Source organism: Acidobacteriota bacterium (assembly GCA_012517875.1).
Classification (GTDB): domain Bacteria; phylum Acidobacteriota; class JAAYUB01; order JAAYUB01; family JAAYUB01; genus JAAYUB01.
In genome coordinates, this window is the sequence record JAAYUB010000109.1 from 1 (window position 1) to 10,392 (window position 10,392).

The following is a 10,392-nucleotide window of genomic DNA, read 5'->3' on the forward strand; positions in this document are numbered from 1 at the left end:
AAAAGAGACCGGAGTTCGAGCGGCCGCCTTCCGCGCTGATCATACCAATCCGAACGCCCTCGTGCCAAGGAGATCATGCGCCCGATTTTTCATCATGCTGAAAAATCTTTTTGACTTCTAACGGAGTATCTTTGTGGTGAAAACTGCCGATGTTCGATGTCCGCTATATGACCAGCAGTGACGCCACACTGAGCACCGACAGGATCACCAGCATGGCCAAGGCGGCGCGCCCCAGGCGCACGCCGCCGAAGGCGAAGGCGTAACCGGCCTTGGCGAAGTTGTTGCTCGCCGTGGCCACCACCACCGCCGCCGCGGCCGTGGCGACGAAGCTGGCGTCGGCCAGGGACTGGGCCAAGCCCAGAATGAACGGGTCCACGTCCACGAGGCCCAGGATCAGCGCCAGTCCGAAGACGCCTGTCTGCCCGAACTGCTGGAAGGCGAACCGGGTGGCCACCAGCATGGCCACGAAGATCGCCGCGAACAGGAAGGCGGTTCCCAGCTCCAGCGGGTTGCGGCCGGGCTTGTAGTCGGCCCCGTTGTTCCGCTCCTGCCGGCGAAGGCACCGCCACATCCACCAGCCGCCGCCGCCGAGCGCCAGCAGGCCCAGCGCCAGGAAGAGCACCGCCAGCCGGTCGAACAGCGGCCGGCCGAACAGGAACAGCAGTGCCAGGATCCGCAGGTACATGATCCCCGACGCCATCACGATTCCGCCGGCGTAAGCGGCCGGCTCCGGCTTGTCCTTGGCCTGCTTCGCCAGGACCACAGTCGTGGCCGTGCTCGAGTAGATCCCGCCCAGCAGCGAGGCGAGGAACAGGCCGCCGCGGTCGTGGAACCGGCGCTGCAGCAGGTAGCTGGCGTAGGAGATGCCGCTCACCGCGATCACCACCAGCCACGCCTTGTACGGATTGATGGCGAACGGCGTGTACTCGCGGTTGGGCACCACCGGCAGGATCACCGCGGTGATGATGAGGAACTTGGCGAAGGTGGCCACCTCGTGGGCCGAGATCCGCTGGGCCAGGTTCTCCAGCACGTGCTTCATGTGGACGAGGAGCACCACCACCACCGTCGCCGCCAGCGCCAGCCAGTACTCACCCGACGCGACCACCGCCCCCAGGGTGTAGGTGGCCAAGGCCGAAAACTCGGTGGTGAAGCCGGGCAGGTCGCGCTCCACCTTGGACCAGTAGAGGATCGCCAGCAGCGTCCCCAGCACCAGCAGCCCGGCGGTGAACGGGATGTAGTCGCCCGGCGCCACCACGGTGAGGAGGAAGCCGCTGATGGCGATGAGGGGATAGGTCCGGACGCCGCCGAAGAAGAATGTGGGCTTGGTCTCCCGGCGCTCCTCCAGCTGGAAGCCGATCATCAGCGACAGGAACAGGGTGACCATCAGGCCGATGCCTTCGGGCGGCACGTTGGCCAGGATCCACTGCATCATGGGCGCTTGCCTCTCTGCCGGCGATCGATCACGGGATGAATCGGGTCGATTATATCATCCTCCTTGGATTTTGCAGCGTCCGCCGCTATACTGGTGCGGGCTACCAAGCCCCCGCCCGATCTCCCCCGACGAGGCCCGCCCGCCATGTCCATGAAAGACGATCTGCTGAGGATTCTCGACCAGCTCCACCGGGAGCACGTGTCCAGGCAGGAGCTGGCCGAGCGGCTCGACGCCGGCGCGGAGGACCGCCAGGCGTTCCGCGCGGCCGTGCGCGAGCTCGAGGCCGACGGCGTGCTGATCCGCGTCAAGCGGAACTACTACGCCGTCCGCGGCCGGGCCCGCCTGGTCACGGGCAAGCTGCAGTGCCACCGGAGCGGGTTCGGCTTCGTCATCGCCGATCCCGACTGCCACCCCGGCGGCGACGTGTACGTCCGCGCCGCCGATCTCGGCGACGCCACCCACGGCGACCGGGTGGCGGTCCAGCTCCTCGACGCCCGCCCGGGCGCCGCGCCGGAGCCGCCCCGCCCCGGCCGGTCCGGCCCCCGGCTCGAGGGGCGGGTCGTCCGCGTCCTGGAACGGGGGACGCCGCGGATCATCGGCCGGATCCTGTTCCTGAAAAAGCCGGTGGTGATCCCGCTCGACCCGCGGTTTCACTATACCGTGCACCCCGTGAACACCGATGCGTTCGAGCTGGCCGACGGTGACATTGTTTCGGTGTCCCTGACCACGGAACCGTCCACCCGCACACGGCCCGAAGGCCGGATCGTGGCGCTGGTGGGCAAGCCCGACGACCCGGAGCTGCCGTACAAGATCGCCCTGAGCCAGCACGACATCCCCACCGAGTTCCCGCCCGAGGCCCTGGCCGAAGCGCGGCGCGCACCGAAGGCGATCACCGCCGTGGAACTCGCCGACCGCGCGGACCTGCGCCACCTCCCGGCCGTCACCATCGACGGCGAAACCGCCTTCGACTTCGACGACGCCGTCAACGCCGTGCGGTGCCCCGATGGCCATTACACCCTCTGGGTGCACATCGCCGATGTCTCCCACTACGTGCCTCCTGACGGCGCCGTGGACCGCGACGCGCTGCGCCGCGGCACCTCGGTCTATTTCCCCGACCGGGCCGTCCCCATGCTTCCCGAGGACCTCTCCAGCGACATCTGCTCCCTCCTGCCCGACCAGGACCGCTTGACGTTCACGGCGGAGCTCACCATCGACGGCCGCACCGGTCGGACCACCGCCGCCCGATTCGTGCCCTCGGTGATCCGCTCCCGGGCCCGGCTGACCTACACCCAGGTCGCCGCCATCCTCGACGGCGACCCGTCGGCGCGGGCGCAGCACCCCAAGTTGGCCGCCGAGTGCGACGGCATGGCTGAGCTGGCCCGGTTGCTCAACGCGCGGCGGCGGCAGCGCGGCGCCATCGACTTCGACCTGCCCGAAGAGGAGGTCCGTTGCGACCCGGCGGGCGCTGTGATCGGGATCTTCAAGGCGGAGCGCACCTTTGCCCACCGGCTCATCGAGGAGTTCATGCTCGCGGCCAACGAGGCCGTGGCTGCGTACTTCCAGTCCCGGGAACTGCCCTTCATCTACCGGATCCACGAACCGCCCGACGCCATGAAAGTGCAGGAGCTGGCCGAGACCGCCGCCTGCTTCGGCTACGCCTTCGATCCGAATGCGGAGGCGTTCACGCCGCGCGACTTCCAGGCGCTGGCGGATCGGTTCGAGGATTCGCCGGTGGGCCAGTACCTCGCCTACGTCATGCTGCGGACGTTCAAGCTGGCCGTGTACTCGGAGCGCAACAGCGGCCACTTCGGGCTGGCCGCCGACGACTACACCCACTTCACCTCGCCCATCCGCCGCTACCCCGACCTGATCGTTCACCGGCTGCTGCGTCACGCGCTGGCCCATCCCGACAGCCCCACGCCGCCTGGCTATGACACCGCCGCGCTCCACGAGATCGCGGTGCGCGCCTCGGAGCGGGAGCGCGAGGCGGTGGAAGCCGAGCGGGAGGTGCTGGCCTGGAAGAAGGCCGAGTTCATGCAGCAACACGTGGGCGGTGAGTTCGAGGGATTCGTCTCCGGCCTCCGACCGTCGGGCCTGAATGTGCAGTTGACGCGGTTCTTCATCGAAGGCTTCGTCCCCCTGTCCAGTCTCATGGACGATTACTACGTTTTCGACGAACGGCGGCACCTGTTCTACGGCGAGCGGGGCGGCCGGGTGTTCGCTCTGGGCACGCCGGTGACGGTGCGGGTGGACCGTGTGGACATGGTCCGGTGCCAGACGGACTTTTCGGTGGTCGGCGGCGGCGGGGTCGCAGCGGACGCGCCGCGGTCCGAGGCGCGCCGGCGCAGTCGCAGCGCCGCCGGACCGACGTCGGTCAAGGGCCGGAGCACCGCCCGCCGGGCGGAGGCGAAGAGCGTCCGGCCGCGGGTCAAGACGCACCGGGTCAAGCCGCCCAGCCGCCGGCGGGACGGCGGCTCCCGCCGCCAGGGCCGGCGCTCGCGCTGAACGGACGGCGCGCAACCGCCGCCGCGATCCGCTGTAACCTGGACCGTCCGGCCAGCGTATAATAAAACCACTGAGACTCCGTGGGAGGCCGCACATGCATCGCATCATCGTCGGTTGGATCGCCCTGGCGCTCCTGATCGCCCCGCTGGCGGCTCAGGAGGAGGAGGCAGTCAAGACCGATCCCAACACGGTCAAGAAGGCGTCCGCACTGTTCGACAAGGGTGTTCAGGCCGCCCAGAAGGGCGACCTGGCCGGAGCGGAACAGCTCTTCCAGCAATCGCTCAAGACCTATCCGCTGGTCCCCGGCGCCTATGTGGAGCTGGGCAAGATCGCCATGGCCCGCCAGAACCCCGCCCAGGCGTTGGAATTCTACCTCAAGGCCCGCGACACCTACCACGCCCTGCACGACCAGAAGCTCAAGGATTTAAATCGCGTTCAAAACGAGGAGCGGCAGCGCGCCCAGAACAGCCAGACCGCCCGGAATTCCACTTCCGGCAGCGGCGGCTTCGCCAAGAACGCCGTCATCGAGTCCCGCAACCAAATGACCGAGGACCAGCGCGACATCGTCAAGGAGCACCAGGAGGTGGATATCCCCGCCCTGTTTTATCTCTACCTGGGCGGCGCGTACATGCGCCTGGGCAAGCACGACCTGGCGGAGCAGGAGTTCACGGCCGGCATTCGGCGGGATCCCGCGCTGGCGCCCCTCCACTTCAACCTGGCCGTGGTGTACCTGGTCAAGGGACGGTACGACCAATCGGCCGCCGAGGCACGCACCGCCAGAGATCTGGGGTTCCAGCTTCCGCCCCAGTTCGTCCAGGACCTGGAGAGTCGCGGCAAGCTCAAGCTGTAAGGGTCGGTCGTCGCCATCCGACCGCACCCGGCAGCCAGCCGGACGGCCCCCAACCGGGCGGCATCCCCCCGTTTTCCGACACATTTCCGGCTTTTCAAACCGGTTGTTTTCGGTTACAGTCATAAGTGAATGATTTCACCAACTCACTCCGAACGCTGGCCGGGTGTTGTCGCCCGCTGGGTGGTGGCCGTGCTGGGCTGGGCCGCCGTGCCGGTTCTGTTCGCCCTGGATCCGGCCAAACCGCTCAACCAGTTTGTGATCGATCACTGGACCACCGAGCACGGCCTGCCGCAGAAGGCGGTCACGGCGGTCACCCAGACGCGGGACGGCTACCTCTGGGTGGGCACGTTCGACGGAATCGCCCGGTTCGATGGGATGCGCTTCACCATCCTGGACAAATGGAATCTGCCGGTTCTCGGCAGCAACAACATCTTCGCCATCCATGAGGATCGCGCCGGCGACCTCTGGATCGCCACGTCCGACGGTCTCGCCTGCCGGCGCGGCGGCCGCTGGATCCGTTACGACACTTCCCACGGGTTGACAAGCAATTTCATCCTGACCATCCACGAGGATCCATCGGGCCGGATGTGGTTCGGCACAACCCACGGCCTCTGCTGGTTCGCCGACGGGGTGTTCGTGACGGAGACGCTGCCCGGGGCGCCGAATCGGGAATATGTGTCCGCCGTTGTCCATGACCGGGACGGCCGGCTCTGGGTGGGCACCGACGGCGACGGCCTGTTCATCATCGAACACGGCCGGTCAACCCGCTTCGACGAGCGGAACGGGCTACCGGGCAATCAGGTTCGGGCCCTGTGCCACGATCCCGCCGGGCGAATTTGGGTGGCTACCAGCCGGGGGCTGGCCCGCTTCTCAGCCGGGCGGCCGGAACCCCTCGCCCTGCCCCCCCGGCTCGCGGAAGTCGAAGTGCGCGCCCTGCGCGTGGACCACCAGGGTCTGGTGTGGATCGGCGCCAGCAACGGCATGCTGTACCGGTACCGCGACGGCGAGTTCGAGGCGGTCAGCCTGGAGCGCGGGCTGCTCAACAACTCCATTTATACCATCTGGGAGGACCGCGAAGGAAGTCTGTGGCTGGGCACGTACCGCAACGGGCTCATGCGCCTGAAGGACAACAATTATCTGATTTTCAACTCGCAGAGCGGCCTGCCCATGGACGTGGTGCGCTCACTCTTCGAGGATCGGGCCGGACGGGTCTGGATCGGCACCGTCGGCGGCGGCCTGGTCCGCTATGCCGACAACCGGTTTGACGTGTACGACCGCGCCGACGGCCTGCCCGACGACCGGATCTGGGCGTTCGCCGAAGCCGCCGACGGCTCGCTCTGGGTGGGCACCTACGGGGGCGGCATCTTTCAGTTTCGGGACGGCGTGCGGCGCACCATCTCCACACGGACAGGACTGTCCAACGACATCGTGCGAGCGATCTGCGTGGACCGCCGCGGCGACATCTGGGCGGGCACCAACGGCGGCGGCGTTGACGTGATCCGCAACGGACGGGTGATCCGGAACTACAGCACCCGCAACGGGCTCACCGACAACTTCATTTACGCGATCCACCAGGACCGCCAGGGGCGGATGTGGGTGGGCACCTACAACGGCGGACTGCTCTGCCAGGACGGCGAGACGTGGCAGGCGTTCGGCGCGGCCGCGGGATTTACCGACGCGGCGGTCTGGTGCATCTACGAGGACGCCGACGGCAACCTCTGGATCGGCACCAACGGCAGCGGATTATATCGGCACCGCGACGGCCGGTTCCGCCGGATCACGGTGACGGACGGCCTGCTCGCCGATTCGGCGTTCCAGATCGTCGAGGACGAACAGGGCTTCCTGTGGGTAATCTCAAACCGCGGGGTCTTCAAGGGCGAAAAGAACGCGTTCAATCAGTTCGCCGACGGCCGGCTGGATCGAATCACGGCCACCTCCTTCGAGGGCACCGAGGGGGTGAACCGCCTGGAATGCGACGGCCCGGCCCAGCCGGCTGCGATCTGCTGTCGGAACGGCAAGCTGTGGCTGGCCTCGGTCAAAGGCGCGGTGATGATCGATTCGGCTTACAGCCGAGTGAATACGATCGTGCCCAACGTGGTCATCGAACAGGTGCTGACCGACAGCCGTTTCCTCAAAACCGACCGGCCCATCGAATTGCCGCCGGGCACGGATCGGATCACCATCGGCTTCACCGCCCTGAGTCTGCTGGCGCCGAAGAAAGTGCGCTTCCAGTACCAGATGGAAGGCTTCGAGCAGCACTGGAGCCCCGTCACCCGGCAGCGTACCGTCAGTTACACCAACCTGCCGCCGGGCGAGTACACCTTCAAGGTGATCGCCTGCAACAACGACGGCATCTGGAACCGCACCGGCGCCCGCATCGCGCTGACGGTGCAACCCTTCTTTCACCAGACGCTGCTCTTCCGCATCCTGCTGGCGTTGGCGGTCATCGGCGCGGCTCTGGGCGCGCACTTCTACCGGCTCCGGCGGCTGCACACCCGGCAGCAGGAGCTGGAGCGGCTGGTGAGTGAGCGCGTCCGCGACCTGCGCCTGGTCAACACCCAGCTCATCCGCGCCAACGAGCTCAAGAGCGAGCTACTGAGCATCGCCGCGCATGATCTGAAAAATCCCCTCCAGGCCGTGCTCGGATACGCGGAGATGATCCTGCAGCAGCACCCCCAGCGGGAGGAGCTGGAGCGGCGGGTGAACAAGATCTTCCAGGCGTCGCAGGAAATGCTGTCCATGATCAACGACCTGCTGCAGTCGTCGCAGATCGAAAGCGGCGAAATGGAACTCGACCTTAAGCCTGTCAACCTGAGCCTGCTCGCCCACCTGGTGGTGGACGGCTACCGCGACTGGGCGCGCCGGAAGGGGCAGTCGTTCACTGTGGCGATCGAGGCGGAGTGCTTCGTGATGGGGGACACACTCCGCCTGAAGGAGATCCTCGACAACCTGGTGAGCAACGCCGTCAAGTTCTCACCCCTCGACGGCGAGATCGGCGTCCGTGTCGAGCCGGTGCAAGACCGGATCCGCTTTGAAATCCGGGACAACGGGCCGGGACTCACGCCCGACGACCTGACCCGGATATTCGGCCGCTTCCAGCGCCTCAGCACCCAGCCCACCGGCGGTGAGTCCTCCACCGGCCTGGGGCTGCACATCACCAAACGCCTGGTGGAGCTGCAGCACGGCGTCATCCGCATCGAAAGTTCGCCTGGCGCCGGCAGTGTCTTCAGCGTGGAGTTTCCCGCCACCGACGCGGCGCCGGACGCGTGAGCCCACGCCAACAAACAGGCCATGGCGCCGAAGCCGGCGCCATGGCCCGAAAGCGATCGACCGGACGACTGGCCGGGTGTGGGACTATTCCACCGCGTAAGGGCAGTATGCGTACATGCCCCGGGGGTCATTGAAGCGGGCGTAGAGCATGGCTTGGCGGGCCAGCGCCCGGGTCTCGCGCAGGAACGGCAGGTGGCTGACGCCGGCATCAGCCGGCTGAGCGAGGTAGACGGCGGCGCCGGCCATCATGTCGGTGACCAGGCGCTGCTTCCAATCCAGCTCCTTCTCGATATAACGGACTTTATAGTCCTTGCCCAGCTTGGCCCGCGCCGCGGCGGATTCGATGGCCTGGGACAGGCTGCCCAGCTTGTCCACGAGACCGACCTGCAGGGCGTCTTCGCCGCTCCAGACCCGGCCGCGGGCGATCTTGTCCACGGCCTCCTTGCTCATCTTGCGCGCTTCGGCCACGCGGGTGAGAAAGTCGTCGTAACCCTTGTTGATGATCAGCTGGATCACCTCGCCCACCTCGGGGTTGAACGGCCGGTCGGGCCGCAGCGCGCCGGCGAGCGGGGTGGTACCCACGCCGTCCACGTGCACGCCGAGGTATTTGGCCAGCGGCTTGTCCACGGTGGGGAACATCCCGAAGATGCCGATGGAGCCGGTGATGGTGGCGGGACTGGCCCAGATCTCGTCCGAGGCCGTCGCAATCCAGTACCCGCCGGACGCGGCCACGCTGCCCATGGACACGACCACCGGCTTGCCCGCCTTCCGGGCCAGCTCGCACTCACGCCGGATGACCTCGGAGGCAAAGGCGCTGCCGCCGGGGGAATCCACCCGCAGGACGATCGCCTTCACGTCCTTGTTCTGCCGGGCTTGGCGGATCAGGGCCGCGGTGGAATCGCCGCCGATCTGTCCTGCGGGCTGGCTGCCGTCCAGGATCTCCCCCTTGGCCACGACCACGCCCACCAGGTTGCCGGCGGCCTTGGCACCGCTCCGATCCTCGTCGCGTGCCGCGAGATACTCGGTATAGGCGATCTGTTTGAAGGAGTGCGACTCTTCGTCCTCGCCCACCAGCTGGATCAGGCGGGCCCGCACCTCGTCCGGGTTGGCCAGCTTGTCCACCAGCCGGGCCTTGAGAGCCAGTTCGCTCAACTGGCCGTGGTGGGCCGCGACGTTGGCCTTGAAGTTGTCGATGTATGCCTGCAGGTCAGCCACCTGGAGTTTGCGGCCGGCGGCGGTCTCGCGCAGATAGGCGGCCCACAGGTCGTTTAGGTACGCCAGGTTGGCCTCCTTGGACTCGGCGGACATGTCGTTGCGCAAATACGGTTCCACTGCCGACTTGTACTCGCCCACCCGAAAGACGTGCACCTCGACCTCGAGCTTGTCGAGCCCGTCCTTGAAGAAGGTGATGAAGCGGCCGAAGCCCTCCAGGATGATCCCGCCCTGGGGATGCAGGAACACCTCGTCCGCCTGGGCCGCGAGGAAATAGCCGTTTTGGCCGTACTCGTTGCCGGTGGCGATGACCTTCTTCCCCGACTTTTTGAAATCGACGATGGCCGCCTTCAGGTCCAGCAGCTTGCTCATGCCGACGCTGCCCAGGTCATCCAGGTCCAGCACCAGCGCCGCGATCCGGTCGTCGGTCTTGGCGGCCTGGATGGCGTCCAGCAAGTCCTTGAGCAGTGTCTCCGGCTCGCCCTGCCCGGTAAGCTGGTCGGTGATCCGGCCCAGCGGATCGCCGCTGATCTGCTCCACCACCGCGCCCTTGGGATTGATCACCAGGGCCGCCTTGTCGGGCACCTTCGGCCCGAAGCCCTGAAGCAGGATGACGATCAGGGCGATGACGATGATCACGAACAGCGCGTTCACGACGAACCGCCGCAGCCGGTCGATGCCGCGGCCGATGGCGCCCAGCCAGGCCAGCCGGCTGCGCCGGGGGGCCGGCGGTTCGCGCCGCGGTTCGGGCGCCGGCGCCGGTGCTTCGTTGTAAGGGGTGTACGCGTCGGACATCTTGGGGACCTCCTGTCACTTCGCCCGCCGCTCGTAGCGAACGGCGGGGGTGTTCGTTGTGATTTAGGGCACTATACTCCGCCGCATGTCGTCACACAAGGCGGTGGTATGCCAATCCAGTACGCAGGAACCGGTCGATTTGTTTCAGCCGCCGGACCGGCGGCCGCGTTGCATCCGCCCGCTCCATCCCGTACAATGCGGAAGCATCATGCCAAAGCGGGAGGTGCCGCATGCGACGGGACAAGCTGCTGCTGGCCGGACAGTGGATGGACGGCGACGCCGGGACGCTCGCCGTGCGCTCGCCCTTCGACGGCCGCCTGGTGGCGCG

5 protein-coding genes are annotated in these 10,392 nt (G+C 67.1%); 3 read left to right on the forward strand and 2 right to left on the reverse strand.

What is annotated here, in order from left to right:
* Positions 1-163: 163 nt before the first annotated feature.
* On the reverse strand, positions 164-1,432 hold the full coding sequence (locus GX414_11745; protein ID NLI47768.1) for an MgtC/SapB family protein: 1,269 nt from the start codon (positions 1,430-1,432) through the stop codon (positions 164-166).
* Between the two features lie 144 nt (positions 1,433-1,576).
* On the opposite strand from GX414_11745, the gene rnr reads away from it, so the two are divergent.
* The 3 genes from rnr (at position 1,577) to GX414_11760 (ending at position 8,057) form a co-directional block, all read left to right on the forward strand.
* Positions 1,577-3,937, forward strand: coding sequence for a ribonuclease R (gene rnr, locus GX414_11750; GenBank protein ID NLI47769.1), 2,361 nt, complete (start codon positions 1,577-1,579; stop codon positions 3,935-3,937).
* A gap of 94 nt (positions 3,938-4,031) precedes the next feature.
* Positions 4,032-4,787 carry a tetratricopeptide repeat protein gene (locus GX414_11755; GenBank protein ID NLI47770.1) on the forward strand — a complete coding sequence of 252 codons (756 nt, stop codon included), beginning with the start codon at positions 4,032-4,034 and terminating at the stop codon, positions 4,785-4,787.
* Positions 4,788-4,916: 129 nt separating this feature from the next.
* Positions 4,917-8,057 carry a hypothetical protein gene (locus GX414_11760; GenBank protein NLI47771.1) on the forward strand — a complete coding sequence of 1,047 codons (3,141 nt, stop codon included), beginning with the start codon at positions 4,917-4,919 and terminating at the stop codon, positions 8,055-8,057.
* A gap of 84 nt (positions 8,058-8,141) precedes the next feature.
* Here the strand turns inward: GX414_11760 and sppA are convergent, their stop codons facing one another.
* Positions 8,142-10,064: a signal peptide peptidase SppA gene (gene sppA / locus GX414_11765; protein NLI47772.1), complete on the reverse strand. Its 1,923-nt coding sequence runs from the start codon at positions 10,062-10,064 to the stop codon at positions 8,142-8,144.
* Positions 10,065-10,392 lie beyond the last annotated feature (328 nt).

Bases quoted from the DNA above. Each gene is read 5' to 3' on its own strand.
- GX414_11745 (NLI47768.1), bottom strand. From the start codon at position 1,432: ATGATGCAGTGGATCCTGGCCAACGTGCCGCCCGAAGGCATCGGCCTG.
- rnr (NLI47769.1), top strand. From the start codon at position 1,577: ATGTCCATGAAAGACGATCTGCTGAGGATTCTCGACCAGCTCCACCGG.
- GX414_11755 (NLI47770.1), top strand. From the start codon at position 4,032: ATGCATCGCATCATCGTCGGTTGGATCGCCCTGGCGCTCCTGATCGCC.
- GX414_11760 (NLI47771.1), top strand. From the start codon at position 4,917: ATGATTTCACCAACTCACTCCGAACGCTGGCCGGGTGTTGTCGCCCGC.
- sppA (NLI47772.1), bottom strand. From the start codon at position 10,064: ATGTCCGACGCGTACACCCCTTACAACGAAGCACCGGCGCCGGCGCCC.